Origin of the sequence: Acinetobacter sp. S40 (assembly GCF_016624705.1) — a bacterium.
Taxonomy (GTDB): domain Bacteria; phylum Pseudomonadota; class Gammaproteobacteria; order Pseudomonadales; family Moraxellaceae; genus Acinetobacter.
Genome location: NZ_JACVTU010000020.1, coordinates 20,794 through 41,156, shown reverse-complemented (window position 1 = coordinate 41,156; position 20,363 = coordinate 20,794). Strand labels below are relative to the sequence as shown.

Below are 20,363 nucleotides of genomic sequence, written 5' to 3'. Positions count from 1 at the left end.
TCTCCAGAGGAGTAAATTCTTAACTTAATGAGGATGATACGGTAAAAGGTTGCATAGGGGAAACAGTATGTTTTTATTAATTCGATCGGTTTATTGAATGGTTGGTTGTGGTAAAAATCACGTTCTAAAGATTCATAATTAGTTAAAGCAGCTTTGTTATATAAATGACATCATTAGATGAGATAAGATGGTTAGCCTTAAGCCTAAGGAATATCGACATGAAACTACAAACAGGAATTTATCAGCATTATAAAGGTAATCTTTATCAAGTTTTGCATGTCGCCAGACACAGTGAAACAGAAGAAGAGCTTGTTGTATATCAATGTTTATATGGCGATTATTCGATCTGGGTTCGGCCTTTAACCATGTTTATTGAAACAGTTGAAGTTGATGCTCAACTGGTTCCCCGTTTTAATTTTATGCATCAGGTTTAGAACAATAAACTAAAAGGATAAGTGTATGCCAAATCATGATTTTTTAGTGCGTATATCAGAGCTTTATGATAAGTTTCAGCAACATGATGCCAAACAGGTTGATCGCATACAACGTTTCAGAAATATCGAACCTGATTCAGCGCAATTTATTTCTATGTTGATTCGTACACAACGACCTAGCACTATTTTGGAAATTGGGACATCCACAGGTTACTCAACTTTATGGTTAGCCGAGGCGGCTCAGGCGACACAGGCTAAAGTGGTGACACTTGAGATAGAGGAAAAACGTAGTCAACAGGCCCAATCTCATATACAGGCTTTTAAGCTGGATCATATTGTTGAATTTTGGACAGGGGATGCCGCCCAATATTTACAACACGCCACAACTACATTCGACTTTATTTTACTAGATGCTGAGCGCAGTTATTATCCAGCATATTGGCATGATCTTAAACGTCTCATCCGTAAAAACGGGGGCGTAATGATGGTAGATAACGTAACTTCACATGCTGCGGAAGTGAAACAGTTTTTAAATATGGTTAAACTGGATGCAGATTTTATGACAACAACAATTGGATTTGGTGCGGGGCTATTTATGGTCGTGGCAAAATAAGACATAAAATTGATACGCAGCGTAAAGGAAAATAATCCACAATAAATATAGAGATTATTTTCATTTTGTCTGACTTAAATAGCGATATTTAGTATGCTGAATATCTTATTATTTTTAGAAGATCGACATTCGGCTAAAGTGTAAATCGAATTCTAAATATTTCTGCACAAAAGCGGTTTTGTCTTGTGAGCGTAGCAAGTTGTCATAAATAAATTCTGGCACTGGGTGATACAGTTCCCCTTTGCCATTGTTATAAAAAATCTTTAAATAACGTGAAGCCGCATTATATTTCCAGGAAGTTACGGCAACCAGTTTTTCCATAAAATTCTCCCTTTGAACTAAGCAGCATACAGGAAAAGATCGTGCTGCTTATTTGAACATTAATGTAATTCATGTTGCGCCTAAAGATGAGAATTGTAAAAGTGTAATTCATGATAAATTAATCACTTAAAATGAAAGAACCACCCAAAAGGGTGGTTCCTGATGGTTTTAAAATCTAAGAATTAGATTTTACCAACTAGATCGATTGAAGGAGCAAGAGTGGCATCACCTTCTTTCCATTTTGCTGGGCAAACTTCACCTGGATGAGCGTGAACGTATTGAGCTGCTTTTACTTTGCGAAGAAGTTCTTGCGCGTCACGACCGATACCGCCAGCGTTGATTTCAACGATTTGGATTTTGCCTTCTGGATCGATGACAAAAGTACCACGGTCAGCAAGACCAGCAGACTCGATAAGAACATCAAAGTTCTTAGCCAATGTCCACGTTGGATCACCCACCATTACATATTGGATTTTTTTGATTTCTTCAGAAGAATCATGCCATGCTTTGTGCGTGAAATGAGTATCAGTAGAAACTGAGTAGATTTCTACACCTAATTTTTGGAATTCAGCATAGTTGTCTGCAAGGTCACCAAGTTCAGTTGGGCAAACAAAAGTGAAGTCAGCTGGATAGAAGAATACAACAGACCATTTGCCTTTAAAGTTTGCTTCAGAAACTTCAACAAATTGACCGTTATGATATGCAGTAGCTGTGAATGGTTTAACTTCTGTATTAATTAAGCTCATCATTTTCTCCATGACTGAGGTTTATATTTAAACGTAAAATTCTGATTTAGCATAAAGAATTTTATTTTATTGGGGAAATGGTATTTTTGCATGATTAGAATCGGAAAAACTAATAACACTGCAAAAAAAGCCTTAACCACATTTTAGCGTCTATCATTTCAGCGCAATAATATGATCTGAAAATGACAAAAGCCTCTAAATTTGATTTGCATAAGAACATGCAGGTGATTGATAAAAAATTCAAGGGCAAAATGTAAAAAACAACAAATCTAGAAAAAATGAATGGCTTTCGTTATGTTGCAATCCAACGTAAAATAGAGCACATATTGAAAATATTAGGAAATTTTATCTGTGCAGAGTGGTTTAGATGTAAATCAATGGGTTATGGTGCGTGATCGACATCGTTTAAATCGGCTAAGCAAGGGTAAAGAAAAAAATTTAGAGCAGTACCAACAATTATTTGAAAAATCGAATGCTCAAGTTAAAGCTCGAATTGCGCGTTTTCCAAAAATTAAACTGAATCAGGATTTACCTGTAACCCAATATGCTGATCGATTAATTGAAGCGATTCAGCAGCATCAAGTGATTATTGTGGCTGGTGAAACGGGTTCGGGTAAAACGACTCAGTTGCCACAGATTGCCATGTTAGCTGGCCGTGGTGCAACAGGAATGATTGGTCACACTCAGCCTAGACGCTTGGCTGCGCGTAGTGTGTCACAACGAATTGCTGAAGAAGTTGGAGAAAAACTAGGCGAATCGATTGGCTTTAAGGTTCGTTTTAATGAACAGGGCTCAAATGATTCAATTGTGCGGTTAATGACCGACGGTATTTTATTGGCCGAGCTTGGTCATGATCGCTATCTTAATAAATACGATACGATTATTATCGATGAAGCGCATGAACGTTCGCTGAATATCGATTTCATTATGGGCTATCTCAAGCAGATTTTAAAAAAGCGTCCAGACTTAAAGGTCATTGTCACGTCAGCTACTTTGGATGTTAACCGTTTTAGTCGATATTTTTATGATGCCCCGATTTTTGAAGTAGAAGGGCGCAGCTTTCCAGTTGAAGTGCGTTATCGACCAATTTCTGAACTCAGTATTGGCGGAAGTGATGACGATGAATTTGATGATTTTGAAGAAAATTTACCACGCGCTGTGGTTCAAGCGGTAGAAGAATGCTTTGCTGATGCTGAGGAAAAAGGTCATCCAGAACATGCCGATATTCTGATTTTTTCTAGTACTGAACAGGAAATTCGAGAGTTACAGGAAACCTTGCAAAAACATGGGCCACGTCATACTGAAATTTTACCGTTGTATGCGCGTTTGGGCTTGGGTGAACAACAGAAAATTTTTAGTCCAAGTGGCAAAGGCCGACGCATTATCATTGCGACCAACGTCGCTGAAACTGCTTTGACTGTGCCAAATATTCGCTATGTGATTGACAGTGGTTTTGCGCGTATTTCTCGCTATAGCTATCGCTCACGGGTTCAACGCTTACCGATTGAGGCCATTTCTCAAGCAGCGGCAAATCAACGTAAAGGGCGTTGTGGCCGTATTGCACCGGGTGTTTGTATTCGTCTTTATAGTGAAGAAGATTTCCTGAGTCGGCCTGAGTTTACCGAACCCGAAATTAAGCGTACCAATCTGGCTTCAGTTATTTTGCAAATGCAAAGTTTAGGCTTGGGAACGGTTGAAGAGTTTGATTTTATTGAACCGCCTGATCATCGTTTGGTTAATGATGGTCGCAAACTTCTGGTTGAATTAGGCGCCATGAGCGAGCGCAAAAATGAGTTAACCAAAGTCGGGCAAATGATGTCGCGAATGCCGATTGATCCGCGTCTAGCTCGTATGATTGTTGGCGGCTCTCATTTCGGTGTACTCAATGAAATTTTAGTGGTCGTCAGTGCCTTAGCCGTGCAGGATCCACGCGAGCGCCCAGCGGACAAACAAATGCAGGCCGATCAAAAACATGCCTTGTTTCGTGAAGCAGATTCAGACTTTTTGTTTTATTTAAAACTTTGGGATACTGTACAAAATAATCCAGACTTGGCAACGGAAAATAAGCGTCGGCAGTTTGCCCGTCAGCATTTTTTAAGTTGGTTACGTTTACGTGAATGGAAACAAACTCATTCTCAATTGGTGGATTTGGCGCAAAGTATTAAATTGTCATTTAATGATAAAAAGGCCAGTTATGAAAATCTACATCGTGCCTTATTAACAGGTCTATTGTCCTTTGTCGCCAATAAAACGGATGAACGTAATATTTATATGGCTGTACGCCAGCAAAAAGCCAAAGTATTTCCTGCCAGTACCTTACATAAGTCTAATACTCCTTGGGTTATGGCTTTTGAAATGGTCGAAACCTCTCAGGTCTATTTGCGTACATTGGCCAAAATTGATCCAGAATGGATTTTGCTGGCTGCGCGTGACTTGTTGAAATATCATTATTATGAGCCCCATTGGTCGAAAAAAGCAGGCATCGTAAATGCTTATGCTCAAATTTCTTTGTTTGGACTCATTATTGAGCCAAAACGATTAATTAATTTTGAAAAGGTTGATCATCCAGCGGCACGTGAAATCTTTCTCAGAGATGCGTTGACGACAGGTCATCTGGGGATCATGCCGCCATTTTTAAAGCATAATTTACTCAAACTTGAAGAAGTAGAACGGGTTGAAGATAAATTACGCCGCCGTGATTTGGTGGTGGATGAAGAAACCATTTATCAATTTTACGCAGAACGTGTCCCCGCGGACATTGCAAGTCGAAGTAGTTTTGAAGATTGGCGCGCAACTATTGAACCTAAACAGCCGCGTTATTTATTTGTTGAAGATGATGCACTTTGGCAAAGTGATCGTCCAACGACTCAACAATTTCCTGATTATTTACACAATGGAGATTTACGTTTAGCGACCACTTATCGTTTTGACCCGAGTCATGATCAAGATGGGGCAACAGTCAAAATTCCTGTGCAAGCCTTGGCTCAAGTGGACGAAAATTTATGGTCATGGGGAATTCCGGGATGGCGATTGGATTTAATTGAAGCTTTACTTAAAGCTTTACCTAAGGACAAACGTCGTTATCTGGTACCGATTCCTGATACCGCAAAAAAACTCATGCAAAGTGTCGATGCTACACATCTGCACCAGCATATTTTTAAGTTCTTGGCTTTTGCTTTACGTGGTGAACAGATTACTGAAAAAGATTTTTCGTTTGAGCGAATTGATCAATACTTGGTGCCATTTATTGTAGTTGTAGATGAAAAAGGTCGATTCATTGAAAAAGGGCGTGATCTGGCCGAGTTAAAAGCCCGTTGCCGGACTGAAACCCATCGACCCGTGAAACAAATGCAAGGTGAGTTTAAAAACTTCCCTGAAAGTTTTGTTTTTGAAGCCTCGCAAAAAGTGACAGGGGTAATAGTTAAGCAATATCAAGCTTTAGTTCCAGTCAAGGCATTTGCTGAATTAGAGCAAAAAGATGAATCTGGTGTGGTAATTCAGACATTTAATGATCATGCTGAAGCGATCAGACAGCATCGTGAAGGTATTATTCGTTTAGTACACATGCAACTCGGTGATTTGGTCAGACAGTTAAAAAAACAGATTTCTAAACCATTGGCTTTGGCTTATTCTCCTTTAGGGGATAAAGCCAAACTTGAACAAATGTTGGTATATGCGACGTTGCAACTTAGTGTTGAACAACTACCTGTTCATGAAGCTGAATTTCAGCAGTTGTTAGAACATGTTAAGCAAAAGTTTTTAACCTTTGGACAACAAGCGCTTCAGGTGATTTCAGATATTTTTATTCAGTGGCAAAGTATACGTCGCCAATTAATGATGCTAGATGCCGATATTTTTGGTCGCAGTATTGATGATATTGAAGATCAACTGGATTTAATGCAACTCAGTGATTTTGTTTATACCTGTGCGTCAGAGGTTTGGCTTGAATATCCGCGCTATTTAAAAGCATTATTAATGCGTCTGGAACGTTTACCCAATAATTTGCAGCGTGACGAAGCTGCAATTAACGAAATTGATCCGTGGATGGATAAACTGTTTAAGTTTAAACAGCAGGCTCAAATGAAAGATTTATATTTTATGGTTGAGGAATTTAGAATTTCCTTATTTTCTCAACCGATGAAAACCAAGATACCAGTTTCTCCCGCTCGGCTACAAAAACTATGGGAAAAACTGGGAATCAGTTAGAATACTTGCATTCTTAACAAGGAGTTTTACATGGGCATCCGTATTACTGGAACAGGTCTTTTCCACCCGACTGAAACCATTAGCAACGAAGAGCTGGTTGAAAGTCTTAATGCTTATGTGGAACGCTATAATAGTGAAAATGCAGACAAAATAGCAGCAGGTGAGTTGCCAGAACGTCGGGGTTCAAGTGCTGACTTTATTGAAAAGGCCTCTGGCGTTAAGAGTCGTTATGTGGTTGAAAAATCTGGTGTGCTTGATCCAGCGCGTTTGCGTCCACATTTACGTGAACGCAGCGATGATGAGCTTTCATTACAAGCAGAATGGGGCATTATTGCAGCAAAACAAGCAATGCAAAATGCAGGGGTAGGGCCAGAGGATATTGATGTCGTCATTTTGGCATGTTCAAATATGCAACGTGCTTATCCTGCTGTTGCCATTGAAATCCAGTCGGCATTAGGTATTCAAGGTTATGCATATGATATGAACGTCGCATGTTCAGCAGCAACCTTTGGTTTAAAACAAGCTTTTGACGCGATTAAAACAGGTGCGCGCCGTGTACTTTTGGTGAATGTTGAAATTACTTCAGGCCATACGGATTACCGTTCGCGTGACTGTCATTTTATTTTTGGAGATGTCGCTACAGCTTCAATTATTGAAGAGACTGAAACCAAACAAGGTTTTGAAATTTTAGACATTCATTTATTTACTCAGTTCTCAAACAATATTCGCAACAATTTCGGTTTTCTAAATGCCAGTGAAGACACTAGCCGTGACGATAAACAGTTCCGTCAGGATGGTCGAAAAGTCTTTAAGGATGTCTGTCCTTTAGTCGCAAAAATTATTACAGGTCAATTGGAAAAAATGCAAATTCCTGCTGACCATGTTAAACGTTTCTGGTTGCATCAGGCCAATGCCAATATGAATCAACTGGTTGCAAAACTGGTCTTAGGTAAAGAAGCAGAGCCAGAGCGTACTCCGATTATTCTCGATGAATTTGCCAACACTTCATCAGCAGGCGTGATTATTGCTTTGCACCGTACAGGTGATCAGGTTGATGCTGGTGAATACGGCGTCATTTGCTCATTTGGCGCAGGTTATTCAGTGGGTTCACTCATTGTACAAAAACAGAACGCTGCTTAATTTCAATCGCGTTATTTTTGAGACTCCACTTCGGTGGAGTTTTTTTATTTTGATGTGTTTGGATTTATGTAATAACCCGTTGAAAATCGTGTCCGAAAAGTAGATATTAATTCAAAGATCAAGACGCTTTAAAGTTAAGGATTGAGCTGACAAATTCAAATTTCAGGCGGTTTAAAATATCGATGCTGTCATTCAACAATTAACTCAATATGTAATCGTCTAGTACAAGATAAATAGATAAAAAGCAGGTGAAATGATGGAGCATGATAATCAAACGCCAGAAGAACATCAGGGTTATGCAAGAATTGAACCCTATGATCAACCTGCTGGAGGTTGGGGAGCATTACTCAGCGTCGCTCGAAATTTAAAACGTCAGGAAACCTTTAAAAAAGGATCTATTTCTCTTCTTAATATTAATCAGCCAACTGGTTTTGACTGTCCGGGATGTGCATGGCCAGAAAAGAAAAATGCACATGCTTTTAATTTTTGTGAAAATGGCGCAAAGGCCGTTGCCTTTGAAGCAACGAGTAAACGCGTAAGCCCAGAGTTTTTTGCAGCCCATACAGTGAGTTGGTTATCTGAGCAAAGTGATTTCTTTCTCGAAGATGCGGGACGCATTACCGATCCCATGCGTTATGATGTCGTAACCGATAAATACGTTCCAATTAGCTGGGATGAGGCCTTTTTACTCATTGCCAAGCATTTACAGGCGTTGGATGACCCGAATGAAGCAGCTTTTTATACGTCTGGACGTGCCAGTAATGAAGCGGCTTTTTTATATCAGCTTTTTGTTCGCAGTTATGGCACCAATAATTTTCCTGATTGTTCCAATATGTGCCATGAAACGACCAGTGTAGGTTTAAAGGATTCAATTGGTTTAGGTAAAGGGACAGTCACATTGGAGGATTTCGATCAAGCCGATGCTGTTTTCAGTTTTGGACATAATCCGGGCACTAACCATCCTCGAATGCTGGCGACCTTGCGTGAAGTCTCTAAACGTGGTGGAACTATTATTGCCATAAATCCACTTAAAGAGCGTGGTTTAGAGCGTTTTCAGGATCCGCAGGCACCTCTGGAAATGATCACGAATGGCAGTACCCCAATTAGTCGTTATTATTTCCAGCCCAAAGTGGGAGGCGACTATGCCATTATGTTTGGTATGCTCAAACATTTGGTTGAGTGGGATCAAAGCGCTGCGATCAAAGGCCAAGAAAGTGTATTTGACCGCTCTTTTATTGCGATGAATACCCTTGGCTTTAATGAGATGATGGCAGAAATTCAAAATACCTCATGGTCAGAGATTCATCCACATACTGGACTAAGCCCTGAAAATTTAGAAGCATTAGCCAAGCTTTATCTTGAATCGAAACGTGCTATTTTTTGTTGGGGTATGGGAATCACTCAACATCGTCATGGTACAGCCAATGTTCATATGTTGGCCAATCTAATGTTGGCCCGAGGACATATTGGTCGTCCCGGTGCTGGATTGGCACCTATACGCGGTCATAGTAATGTTCAGGGCGACAGAACTATGGGCATTAATGAACTGCCAAGTCCTAAAATGCTGGATAATATTGATCGGGTGTTCGGGATTCAATCTCCACGTGAAAATGGAATGGGCGTGGTGGAAACCATTCAGGCAATGGCGGAAGGTCGAGTTAAAGTCTTTATTGGTTTAGGCGGTAATTTTGCAGTTGCGACCCCTGATACCGAATATACACAGCAAGCATTGCGTACATGTAAATTGACGGTACATATCACTACTAAAATGAATCGAAGTCATTTGGTTTGTGGACAAGATGCACTGATGTTGCCATGTCTGGGACGTACAGAAGTTGATCTTCAAAAGCATGGGCCACAATCGATTTCTGTCGAAGACTCTATGAGTAATGTGCATTTATCGGCAGGACGAAATGAACCTATTTCTTCAGATTTATTGTCTGAACCAGATATTATTGCTCGAATAGCAGAAGCGACTTTGCCAGAAAGCAAAATCAAATGGCGCTGGTATATCGAAAGTTATGATCGTATTCGTGACGCTATTTCCGAAGTGTTTGATGATTTTCATGATTTTAATCAGCGTGTTTATCAACCTGGTGGTTTTCATCTAGAACATCCAGCCAATCAGCATGTCTGGAATACACCAAGTGGCAAAGCACAATTTTTAATTACTCCGATATCTGAAGTTTATGCAGATAAAGAACACCAGTATGCTAATGCTTATACTCAATCTAAAGTTTATACGTTAATGACTACACGCTCGCATGACCAATACAATACGACTTTATATGGTTTAGATGATCGTTATCGTGGGGTATATGGACAGCGCCGTGTGTTATTTATGAATGAGCAGGATATTCAAGCAGCGGGTTTTCAGCCAGATCAATGGGTCGATATCGAAAGTATTTATTCGGATGGTGTAAAGCGGATCGTACATAGTTTCCGTATCGTGCCATATAACATTCCACGGGGTAGCTTGGCCGCTTATTATCCTGAAACTAATCCACTTGTGGCACTGAGTAGTCATGATAAATATGCCAAGATTCCGGCCTCTAAAAGTGTGCCAGTTATTTTGCATGCGGGGCAGGCGCCTGAACATTTTAATCTCGCGGCAGAGGTTAATCCTGAAAAAGCAGATCAAATCATTTCTACAGCGAAAGTGAGTTAGTTCTCTATTCATGTGAAAATGGCGCGTCAAATGCGCCATTTTCTTATAAGGAAAAAGATGATGGATGATATTTTACAATCATCATTAGGTTATGAGCATTTGACCGTTCAACGCTACAGTCAGGGCACCTTTCTGGGACAGCAACAAGATGATGTGGTACAGGAAATTCCAGTAGCGCTGGTTTATAATGAAATTTCACATGCAGTTATGATGGCAACTCCCACTCATCTAGAATTCTTTGCCAAAGGGTTTAGTTTATCTGAGGGTATCTTGCAACATTTGGGTGAACTTTATGCGCTAGATGTTGTAGAAAATGAACTGGGTGTACACGTCGAAATGACAATTTCATCTCGTGCCTTTTCCGCGTTGAAGATGCATCGTCGTGCCATGATAGGGCCGACAGGGTGTGGGCTGTGTGGGATAGAAAGTTTGCAGCAATTGCATCAAGATCTGGAGCCCGTCACCACAAATTTTTTATCTGAGTGGTTAAAGGATATTCCAAATGCAGTTTTACACTTAAACACGCAGCAAAAAATTACTGCATTGACTGGTGGCGCACATGCGGCAGCATGGGTTGTAAAGGGTGAAATTATAATCTTGTTTGAAGATGTAGGCCGGCATAATGCACTGGATAAATTGCTTGGGTATATGGCTCAGCATCAGCTAGATGTAACAACTGGGTTTGTACTCATGACCAGTCGAGCCAGTTATGAGTTAGTACGAAAATGTACTCAACTCAACATAGCACTATTGGCTTGTATTTCAGCACCGACCAGTTTGGCTATTCACATGGCTAAACAATCAGGTTTGGCCTTGGCTGCTTTTTGTCGAGGGCAAGGTTTCGTGTTGTATACTCCATCGTAACGATGATCTTTAGTACAAATCTTTAAATTGAATAAAGAGATTTAACCTGCTTGTTCAGGATCAAGTCGTAACGCTTCATTGGGACAAATCGATTCAATAATACTTTGTACCACTAAAGGGTGCTGTAAATAACCCACAATTTCATGAGGTTTATGTGCAAAAGTAGAAATACCCTGATTAATAATCGAGGGTTGAAAATTGAAAAAACTATGATCAAGTGGGAAAGTGGTTAAATAATCCTCATGTGAATAAAAATTATGCCAATCTCCTTGCAATACGTCTAGTTGTTCAACTGGACGGTTCAGTCTGGATTGTACGACTCGAAAAGCAAGTGGAGAGGCAAGGGTAATAAATCGTCGAATTTTTATTTTCTTTGAAAGTTGTTGTAATAGATTATAAGCGATTACCGTTCCTAGCGAATGCGCCACGATGATGTATTCTTCGTCTTCATCAAAGGACTCAAGTACACGTTTGTGGACATCATTCATAAAGTCTGGATTGGCGAGATATAGATAGACTTCCAGAATATAACGATGCAACATATTTTCATGTAGTTTGGGGAATTTGTTGAGTAGCATTACAAATTCGCGCAATACATGATCTTTTGCTAGATGTGAGAACAAATATAATCGCGACGTAAAAGAGAGCTCTTCATGATGTTTTGCCAGTAGAGGAATTAATTTTTGATCCTGATCAATCTGTTGTGGTTCATGATTTTGCAAATAAGGTAAATGCCAATCCTGCCATGCTTGTGGCATAAAAGCATCTAAAGGCATTTCAAGTTGAGCCAGTGTATGCTGATGGATTAAATCACCATAATACGGAAAAGCCAAGTTTAGATTTTGAAGTGGAATTTGAACATCTAGATTTGTTAAACCAAGCTGAAAAATATTTAACCAATGGTCTTGTAAGCCTTGGGCATTAAAGCTCTGTTGTTGCGCACCGTGTATAAAAATTAGTTTCATTGTCATCGTATCAATTATTCTTATGCTTGATTTGAATGTAGCATTGAGATCTCTGGATATGCCAGCAATCCAAAGAAAAAAAGTGTAGCGATTTGCTACACTTTTGCTAGAAAAATGAAGTTAATAGAGTTTAATTCTTGGGATTACGGTAAAATATAAAATGGCTGAGATAGCATAGTGCAATAAAAATAAGACAGCCAATAAAGCCTGCGAGCATTTCAGGATCTGCTGCCATACTTAAACAAGTAATTAGACAAAATAAGAAGCCTAAAATTGGGACGATTGGGAAAAGCGGAGCTGCAAATTTTAAATCCTGAACAGTATGCCCTGTTTTATACCATTGCCTTCTAAAATTAAACTGGCTTAAACAAATACTCATCCAAACCACGACCATGGTAAATGCAGCCACACCTAATAAATTTTTGAAAATAGTTTCAGGGGCGAATTGTTCAGATAATAATCCTGGAAGTGCACCAAACATAGTGACAATCAATGCAATTATCGGGGTACCACTTTTAGTAAGCGTGGAAAAAACACGTGGTAAATGTTGTTGTGAGGAAAGTGACCACATCATTCGTGATGCAGCATATAAACCTGAATTTGCCGCTGAGAGTAATGCGGTAATAATTACAAAACGAATAATATCATCAGCATAAGGGATACCAATATAATTGAATACCGTGACAAACGGACTATTACTTACACTATGGCTACCTAAGCCTGCCTGTTCAAATGGCAATAATGCACTAATGACAACGATGGTGCCGACAAAGAAAATTAGTAATCGCCAGATCGCGGCATTAATCGCTTTAGGTACATTATCCGCAGGATTCTTGGTTTCTCCTGCCGCAACTCCAATGAGTTCTGTACCAGAAAAAGCAAAATTCACAATGAGCATGGTTGCAAAAATTGGCATAAGTCCTTGAGGGAACCAGCCTTGTGCTGTCAAATTACTAAATAGGGGGGCTGTTTCAGAGCCATGAAAGGAAATTAGGCCCACGATAGCCATTAAGCCTAATATAATGAAACTGATCACTGTGATAACTTTAACTAATGATAGCCAGAACTCAGACTCAGCAAAAATTTTAGTTGAACTTAGATTGAGTATAAAAATTGTTGCTGCAAAAATAAGAGTCCAGATCCACATCGAAATATGAGGAAACCATTCCTGCATGAGTAGAGCCGCAGCAGTAAACTCTGTTCCTAATGTAGCCGTCCATGTTAGCCAGTATAACCAAGACACCATGTAGCCACTAGCGGGCCCAATATATTTGGCAGCATATGCCCCAAAAGATCCAGAAACTGGCATGTGAACAGCTAATTCACCCAAGCACAACATCACCATATAGGCGATCAGTCCACCGAGTATATAGGCAAGGATTGCTCCAATAGGACCTGTTTGTGAAATCACTTCACCTGAGCCTAAAAAAAGGCCTGTACCAATTGCACCGCCCAAAGAAAGCATGACCAAATGGCGCGTACTCATTGCCCGTTTTAAAGGTGCAGAATCATTGGATGAGGCTATATTTGAAGATTCAGATGGTTGCATACACAACGTCACGATCAAAATGGAGAAGCGCGCTATTGTAGAGAAAAATTAAAAATGTGCAATCTGGAGGCAGACAAACAATAGCCAATAAATACAAGAGAAATAGAAAAGAATTTTAAAATATGGCGTCCCTACGGGGATTCGAACCCCGGTTACCGCCGTGAAAGGGCGATGTCCTAGGCCTCTAGACGATAGGGACGTTTCAGAGGTGGGCGTATATTAGGTTTATTTAATAAATGTGTCAAATAATTTCATGCACAAGCGCAGAAGATTAAATTTAAGTGATTAAAATTAAAGCATAATATATGGATATGAGGGAACTTTAAAAGCTAAGTTGTTCATTTGGAATAGTCATTTCAAGAATCCTTTTTAATACATCGGGATGCCGTAAATATCCTGCTATTTCATGTGGATGGTCGACTGTAGTGGAAATTTCTTGGTTGATGATAGGTGGAGTGAAATTAAACGGTGTTGCATTTAATGGAAAAGCAGTAAGAAAATCATCTTTTGAATAAAAATTAAACCAGTCGCCTTGCAGGTTCTTAGGGCGAGAAATTGGGTGGGTAATTTTTTCCTGAATAATACGAAAGGCCAGAGGCGAAGCTAAAGTTATAAATCGTTTTATTTTTATAGGATATTGGATTTGCTGTAATAAATTATAGGCAATCACGGAGCCCAAGGAATGACCAATAACGATAAGTTCTTCATCTTTTTTGATTTTCTTTAGGATACGCAAATGAACATCTTGCATAAATTTAGTATTGGACAAATAACAATACATTTCTACTAGAAACTCATGAATCAAGCTTTCATGAAGTTTTGGAAAATGATCCAATAAAATCATAAATTCTCTAAGGGTCTTATCTTTAATTAGAAATGCTTCTTCGTATAAACGTGAACGTAGTGAAGCTTCCTGAGTGGAAAGCGGTGGAATGGAATACTCTTTATGTTCTTGTACGGGTTGAGGGGTTTTATATAAATGTAGCGGAAAATGTAAATGCATGAATGTTTTTGGCAAAAAAGCTTCTAAATCAAGCGTATTACTTAAGTGGCTTTGGGTAAGTAAATCTCCATAAAATGGAAAACTTAAATGTGTAGTTTCAGCATTATAAGGTAAATGCGTCAACGAAAGCCCTTGTTTAAAAATGTTTAACCAGCGCTGCCTAAGTGATTGGGCTGTATAGTGTTGTTGATTCATACCATGAATAAAAAGAATATTCATAAATGACCTATAAAAATTTTAAGATGAAGATCAATGCAACAAACATCATATGAATTCTAATTTACATGATTTGTTCTGAATAAAAAATGAAGAGATGTAATGTTTAATTTGTTTGTTGTTTACACTATTGGTTTTATTTTGAAAATATAATGTCTCTATACGGGCGAACACCACTACCGCTTTGAAAAAAAGTGCTGTTTCTAGCCTTTCGGCGATAGGGATGTGGAAGAGGGCGGTATCTTAAGAATCCGCCGGCAAAGTGTCTAGTAAATAGGGGGCGAGTTTGTTCAAAATATAACAAAACAGTTCAGCTGTCTTCTGCGTGTCATACAAAGCCGAATGGGCTTCTTTACCGTCAAACTCAATCCCAGCTTGTATACAAGCTTTTGCCAAAACAGTCTGACCAAACATAACAGCACTTAAAGTCACCGTATCAAACACGGAGAAGCTATGAAATGGATTTTGATTTTTGGTTGATGTACGTGCAATCGCTGCTTGTAAAAAACCAAGATCAAAATGAGCATTATGACCCACCAACACTGCATGAGTACAATGCTGTTGGCGACGAACATCATTGATCGATTTAAAAATACGGCGCAAAGCTGTTTTTTCATCTTCAGCCATAGCTACACGCATCGGATTAAAAGGGTCAATGCCAATAAAATCCAGAGATCTTCTGTCTAGATTCGCTCCTTCAAATGGATTGATATGAGCATGATACGCTTCGCCCGGTACAAAATCTCCAGCCTCATTATAAATGATGGGAATACATGCAATTTCGAGTAAAGCATCTGTTTGTGAATTAAAACCTGCTGTCTCAACATCGACCACAACAGGTAAGAAACCACGGAAACGCTGTCCTATAAGAGGTTGAGCGTTGATTTGTTGGTTCACACTTTCCTCCATTGAAGAGTTTTACCTGCATACAGTGGAATAATCTTTTCACCATCTAAATATTCCAGTTGTTCTGGAATGGTATGTTCTTCTTTGACCAGCGTAATAGTAGATGTATTACGCGGTAAACCATAAAAATCAGCCCCAAAGTGACTGGCAAAACCCTCAAGTCGCTCAAGTTTACCCACTTGATCAAAGGCTTGTGCATACAGTTCAATTGCTGTCGGTGCACTATAACAGCCAGCGCAACCACATGCATTTTCTTTTGCATTTTTAGAATGCGGTGCGCTATCGGTACCTAAAAAGAATTTAGGATTGCCACTTGTAGCGACTTCAATCAGCGTTTGTTGGTGAGTTTGACGTTTTAAAATGGGTAAGCAATAAAAATGCGGTTTAATTCCACCGACCAGCATATCATTCCGATTAAATAACAAATGCTGTGGGGTAATAGTCGCTGCAACGTTGCGATCATGTTCAAGCACAAAATGAGCAGCTTCACTGGTCGTAATGTGTTCTAGTACCAGTTTAAGTTTTGGAAATTGTTTTAATAATGGCGATAACACTTCGTCAAGAAAGCGTTTTTCACGATCAAAGATATCAACGTGATTGTGAGTGACTTCACCGTGTAGTAACAATGGAACCTGATGTTCTTCCAGTTGTTCAATCACAGCATACACTTTACGTATATCGCTGACACCATTGTCTGAATTAGTGGTGGCGCCCGCTGGATACAGTTTAATCGCGTTTACATGTTCAGAAGCTTTAATTTTACGGACTTCATCAGGAGGTGTATGATCAGTAAAATACAATACCATACGCGGATCAAAGTTTATTCCTTCAGGTACATACGCCATAATGCGTTCGCGATAAGCATTAGCCTCTTCGACCGTTTTTACGGGCGGAACCAAATTAGGCATACAGATTGCGCGGGCGAATTGTCGAGCTAAATCGGGAACAGTACGTTGTAGGGCTAAACCATCACGTAAATGAGCATGCCAGTCATCGGGCTGAAGAAGAGTAATAGTATCCAAGGCGATTCAAACTGAAAAATAAAACCGATGATAATCCATATACGCTCAAAATGGTAACCAGTTTTACGGATAAAAACTTAAAACAGTTTGATAAAATTCAAAATAATTGTGCTATTTTTATTCAAATAAGGATAAATTCTTGCAGGGTGTAATGGATTACAAATACAACCTTGACGAGCTTCATAGGACAAAAGAAGAAATTGAACAACTTTCACATGTACGTGAAAAACATACCAATCGTGCTTTACCCAAGGTCTTGGAAAAGCAGTTCTGGAAGATGCATATTGAACGTACACGATTGAATACCATTCAATTTTTTTGGAGTGGCCTCGTCACCTACATTATTTTTATGCTGTTCACTGTTCCTGGCGATTATATGGTCATCGAGGAGCAGTATTTTGTTTCGGATTTCACACGTTGTATTTTGAGTGTGGTCAATGGTGCAGTATGTTTGCTAACCTATTTTGCCTTTGCCAAAACGCCATCTTTAAAACCCTACTTTTATAAAGTAGTTTGTGTCATCGTACTTTGGGCAATTGTTTTGACTTCAATTTTGATGATGACAGTTCAAAGTGAAGCGCTCAAAAATCAGGCTATGCTGTTGATTTCATTTATTTATATGCTGGGTTTTATTTTAAGTGGCTTAAAACCTTTTCATATGATGATGGTAGGAATGGTTTCAGCCCTTATCACTTTGGCTTGGCTTTCAATTTTTAATATTCATTTTCATCTTGTCATTTTAACCAGAGCGTTGATTGGAAGTTGTTTATTAGGATTCGCGATTAGTTCAATGTTGGTATCTAAGGAGCGGATGTTATTTTTAAATGCGAAACTGGCTGAAATTAATGAAAATATTCAAAGAATTCATGCTTCTGAATTCTTGCATCTGAGTCAGCACGATGGATTGACCCAACTTTCCAACCGCAGGACGTTTGATGAAATGCTGGATGTGTTCTATTTACAGGCGCGAAGGGACAATAGCTCGCTAGGAATTTTATTTATCGATATCGATTTTTTCAAAAACTATAATGATTTTTATGGTCATCAAATGGGAGACCATGTGATTGCTAGTTTGGCAAAAGCGATTAAAAACTCGATTCGACATATGGATTTTGTGGCCCGCTATGGTGGAGAAGAATTCGTAGTGCTATTACCAGAAACCGACGCGCAAGGGGCTTATGCAGTGGCATCCAATATTTATAAATCTATCGAAAAACTTGAAATTCCTCATGAAAAGTCATTAATTTCTCATCAAATCACTATTAGCTTGGGCATTACCGTTTATCGGGGAGAGGCCAACATCGATCAACAAGAGTTACTTTCTTATGCTGACCAAGCTTTATATCGTGCTAAAAAATTAGGACGTAATCAGATTTATTATCATTCTTTACGCGGCAATAAAATTTAACCAATAAAAACCAGTCTTTAAGACTGGTTTTTTATGAACATACATCAGGGCGTTAAATATTTTTCGATATATTCTTCACGTATCGCTGCACGTTCTTCCAAGGGAGCTTTTTGCATACGTTTACGTAAATCATTACGCTCCTGAGTGCTCATTTTTTGCCAAGCATCCCGCATTTTTTCCTTTTCTTGTTCAGGTAGCTGAGTAAACCAGTCCATCCGTTGTTGCAAATCAACGTTCTGATCTTTTGGTGCATCTTTTAAAGATTCATACCGTTTGATCAAGGCCCGTTGTTCATTTTCAGACAAGGTGTTCCATGTTTCATTTACCTGAGTATCTGCACTTTTTGAAAATATCCAAAAGCGCTCAAATCCAGCAAAACTGGTTTGTAAAAAACCGAGCGCACAGAGTGCCAGAGCTATTTTTTTAGCTACCATGGGAAACTCTGTCCTCACCTAAAACGCTCAGCATTTCCAGATCTTCCACCATTTGTGGAGAAAGTTTTGGACTTGCAATCACCTGATTCTGTGGTTGATCCGAAGCATCAAAGTTATTCGGCAAGATCACAAACCCAGTAATAGCCGCAGCAAGAGCAAAACCTGACATTCTCCATATATTATAAAAAGAACGTGGTTCTCGCTTGATCGTATCCAAAACGTTGGCTATGACCAGAGGTTTATGCTTATGGTGACGTGCAAGTCCATCAAGCTTGGACGTTACCTGCTTGGTAAAATCATCTCGATTCATCTGATGAACCTCCCAAAGATGGATTTAAATGAGCTAAAGCAGTACGAAGCCCCTGAATGGCACGATGGTAATGAGTTTTTACACTCCCTTCGCTACAATTCATAATCTGTGCAGTTGTTTGTGTATCAAAACCTTCCCATGCACGTAACATAAATGCTTGCTGCTGACGTAGGGGAAGTTCTGCGATGGCTTCCTGAATTTCTTCAATGGTGACTTCTTGACTTAAAAAATCAGAAGGATTGAGTGTTGTTTCATCAACGATCTCAATAACTTCATCATTATCACTGTCTAGACTCACCTTTTTAAAAAAAGAAAAAGGGTTAGAACGGCGTGCTTCTTTGCGTCGCCAGTCCTGCAATTTATTATTTAAAATCGTATAGAACAGGGGATACCATTCATCTAGGGTTTTGTCGGCATAAGATTTATGCAGTGATATAAAGGCTTCTTGCACTAAATCCATGGCAACCCCTTGTTGCCCTTGTGTAGCACTTTCCATCATAACAAGCGCGCGTCCTGTGACTTCGTTCATAAAAAGCTTCAGGCGATGTTCAGCCGTATTCTCATGAACACTATCAACTCTAGATCCAGACTGCTTTGGCGCTAAGTCCATAGAAATGGAAAATCCTGTCATTCGATCCCCATTCTTCCTTTTTACAGTTACCTACTTATATAACGCTAAAAAGAAAGAATAGGTTGACAATATAAGATGTTATTTTTGCTAGTTTAAATGATTTTTCCAAATGATCGAGTGGCTTTAATATAAATTAACGTTTTTATATTCGTTGACGCACCATTTCAAAGAAGCAAATTGAACCTGCAATCGCCACATTTAGTGACTCTTGCCCCCCCGGTTGAGGAATGCTCACAGCCTTTGCATGAGCCAAGGCATAATCAGAAACCCCTTGACCTTCATTGCCCAGAATCCAGACACAAGGTGCAGTCAAATCTTGTGAATACAGGCTAGTTGAGCGGTGTGAACTTGTGACAAATACGGGAATCTGGAACTGATCAAGTAGGGTTTCGAGTTCAATATTTTCATAGGTATGTAGACTAAAATGGGCACCCATTCCTGCACGTAAAACGCGAGGTGACCATAGTGACGCTGATCCTTTGGTACAAATAATTTGTTTAATATTGGCAGCAGCAGCGGAGCGTAAAAGAGTGCCAACATTCCCTGGATCTTGAATATTTTCCAAGATAAGTGTGTCTGCCTTAAAATCTAATGCTTTGCTACTTTGTGGTAAATCAATGATTGCCAAGCAAGCCAGACTGGTTCCAAGTGTACTGATATCTTTATATAAAGATTCACTAATAACAAAAACAGCGCCTGTATATTGTTCAATAATGGCTTGTAAGTCTGGATGCTCTAAAGCTGCTTCAGTGGTAAAAAGTGAAGTAAGTTTACCTTTTTCCTGTAACCATGACAGGCACAGATGAGTCCCTTCAAGCACCGTTTGACGTTGTTTTTTTCGGTAAGCTTGTTGCTCAATCAGACTGCGCAAATGCTTAATTTTAGCGTTGTCTTTAGATTCAAGGAAAATAATGGACATAAAAGAAA

General features: G+C 39.3%; 18 protein-coding genes and 1 tRNA gene. 7 read left to right on the top strand and 12 right to left on the bottom strand.

Translation table 11 applies throughout. The annotated features are described in order from the left end of the window. The first annotated feature begins 218 nt into the window (after positions 1-218). Positions 219-434, top strand: a complete 216-nt coding sequence (locus tag IAE19_RS15540; RefSeq protein WP_200461817.1) for a DUF1653 domain-containing protein — start codon at positions 219-221, stop codon at positions 432-434. A gap of 25 nt (positions 435-459) precedes the next feature. Then, positions 460-1,047, top strand: a complete 588-nt coding sequence (locus tag IAE19_RS15535) for an O-methyltransferase (RefSeq protein ID WP_200461816.1) — start codon at positions 460-462, stop codon at positions 1,045-1,047. Positions 1,048-1,161: 114 nt separating this feature from the next. On the opposite strand, the gene IAE19_RS15530 is transcribed toward IAE19_RS15535, so the two are convergent. Together IAE19_RS15530 and ahpC are read right to left on the bottom strand one after the other, a co-directional pair. Next, the gene (locus IAE19_RS15530; protein ID WP_200461815.1) at positions 1,162-1,368 is read right to left on the bottom strand and encodes a KTSC domain-containing protein; all 207 of its coding nucleotides are present in this window, start codon (positions 1,366-1,368) and stop codon (positions 1,162-1,164) included. A gap of 182 nt (positions 1,369-1,550) precedes the next feature. Then, positions 1,551-2,114, bottom strand: coding sequence for an alkyl hydroperoxide reductase subunit C (ahpC, locus tag IAE19_RS15525; RefSeq protein WP_200461814.1), 564 nt, complete (start codon positions 2,112-2,114; stop codon positions 1,551-1,553). A gap of 384 nt (positions 2,115-2,498) precedes the next feature. On the opposite strand from ahpC, the gene hrpA reads away from it, so the two are divergent. The 4 genes from hrpA to fdhD all read left to right on the top strand — a co-directional run bounded on the left by hrpA (position 2,499) and on the right by fdhD (position 10,992). After that, positions 2,499-6,320: an ATP-dependent RNA helicase HrpA gene (gene hrpA / locus IAE19_RS15520; protein WP_227612299.1), complete on the top strand. Its 3,822-nt coding sequence runs from the start codon at positions 2,499-2,501 to the stop codon at positions 6,318-6,320. Positions 6,321-6,350: 30 nt separating this feature from the next. Then, the gene (locus IAE19_RS15515) at positions 6,351-7,460 is read left to right on the top strand and encodes a beta-ketoacyl-ACP synthase III (protein ID WP_200461812.1); all 1,110 of its coding nucleotides are present in this window, start codon (positions 6,351-6,353) and stop codon (positions 7,458-7,460) included. A 256-nt stretch (positions 7,461-7,716) separates the two neighbouring features. Further along, complete coding sequence (locus tag IAE19_RS15510; protein ID WP_200461822.1) at positions 7,717-10,128, top strand: FdhF/YdeP family oxidoreductase; 2,412 nt, start codon at positions 7,717-7,719, stop codon at positions 10,126-10,128. A gap of 60 nt (positions 10,129-10,188) precedes the next feature. Beyond that, positions 10,189-10,992 (top strand): formate dehydrogenase accessory sulfurtransferase FdhD, encoded by an 804-nt coding sequence (gene fdhD, locus IAE19_RS15505; RefSeq protein WP_200461811.1) that lies wholly within the window; start codon positions 10,189-10,191, stop codon positions 10,990-10,992. 41 nt (positions 10,993-11,033) lie between these two features. Here the strand turns inward: fdhD and IAE19_RS15500 are convergent, their stop codons facing one another. From IAE19_RS15500 to pyrC, 6 genes are all read right to left on the bottom strand, one after another. Beyond that, positions 11,034-11,957: a hypothetical protein gene (locus IAE19_RS15500; RefSeq protein WP_200461810.1), complete on the bottom strand. Its 924-nt coding sequence runs from the start codon at positions 11,955-11,957 to the stop codon at positions 11,034-11,036. A 130-nt stretch (positions 11,958-12,087) separates the two neighbouring features. Continuing rightward, positions 12,088-13,506: an amino acid permease gene (locus IAE19_RS15495; protein WP_200461809.1), complete on the bottom strand. Its 1,419-nt coding sequence runs from the start codon at positions 13,504-13,506 to the stop codon at positions 12,088-12,090. Positions 13,507-13,629: 123 nt separating this feature from the next. Continuing rightward, positions 13,630-13,705: transfer RNA gene (locus IAE19_RS15490), tRNA-Glu, on the bottom strand. A gap of 123 nt (positions 13,706-13,828) precedes the next feature. Beyond that, positions 13,829-14,728 (bottom strand): alpha/beta fold hydrolase, encoded by a 900-nt coding sequence (locus tag IAE19_RS15485; protein ID WP_200461808.1) that lies wholly within the window; start codon positions 14,726-14,728, stop codon positions 13,829-13,831. A 240-nt stretch (positions 14,729-14,968) separates the two neighbouring features. After that, the gene (gene rnt, locus IAE19_RS15480; protein ID WP_200461807.1) at positions 14,969-15,634 is read right to left on the bottom strand and encodes a ribonuclease T; all 666 of its coding nucleotides are present in this window, start codon (positions 15,632-15,634) and stop codon (positions 14,969-14,971) included. Next, on the bottom strand, positions 15,619-16,653 hold the full coding sequence (gene pyrC, locus IAE19_RS15475; protein ID WP_200461806.1) for a dihydroorotase: 1,035 nt from the start codon (positions 16,651-16,653) through the stop codon (positions 15,619-15,621). The genes rnt and pyrC overlap by 16 nt, the downstream gene beginning before the upstream one ends. 151 nt (positions 16,654-16,804) lie before the next feature. Between pyrC and IAE19_RS15470 the strand changes: the two genes are divergently transcribed. After that, positions 16,805-18,061 (top strand): GGDEF domain-containing protein, encoded by a 1,257-nt coding sequence (locus tag IAE19_RS15470; RefSeq protein WP_200461821.1) that lies wholly within the window; start codon positions 16,805-16,807, stop codon positions 18,059-18,061. A gap of 44 nt (positions 18,062-18,105) precedes the next feature. Here IAE19_RS15470 and IAE19_RS15465 read toward each other — a convergent pair whose 3' ends face one another. The 4 genes from IAE19_RS15465 to IAE19_RS15450 all read right to left on the bottom strand — a co-directional run bounded on the left by IAE19_RS15465 (position 18,106) and on the right by IAE19_RS15450 (position 20,355). Then, positions 18,106-18,495, bottom strand: a complete 390-nt coding sequence (locus IAE19_RS15465) for a DUF3106 domain-containing protein (RefSeq protein ID WP_200461805.1) — start codon at positions 18,493-18,495, stop codon at positions 18,106-18,108. Then, positions 18,485-18,805: a hypothetical protein gene (locus IAE19_RS15460; protein WP_200461804.1), complete on the bottom strand. Its 321-nt coding sequence runs from the start codon at positions 18,803-18,805 to the stop codon at positions 18,485-18,487. The genes IAE19_RS15465 and IAE19_RS15460 overlap by 11 nt, the downstream gene beginning before the upstream one ends. Continuing rightward, positions 18,792-19,415, bottom strand: coding sequence for an RNA polymerase sigma factor (locus IAE19_RS15455; RefSeq protein WP_200461820.1), 624 nt, complete (start codon positions 19,413-19,415; stop codon positions 18,792-18,794). The genes IAE19_RS15460 and IAE19_RS15455 overlap by 14 nt, the downstream gene beginning before the upstream one ends. 163 nt (positions 19,416-19,578) lie before the next feature. Continuing rightward, positions 19,579-20,355: a TrmH family RNA methyltransferase gene (locus tag IAE19_RS15450; RefSeq protein ID WP_200461803.1), complete on the bottom strand. Its 777-nt coding sequence runs from the start codon at positions 20,353-20,355 to the stop codon at positions 19,579-19,581. Positions 20,356-20,363 lie beyond the last annotated feature (8 nt).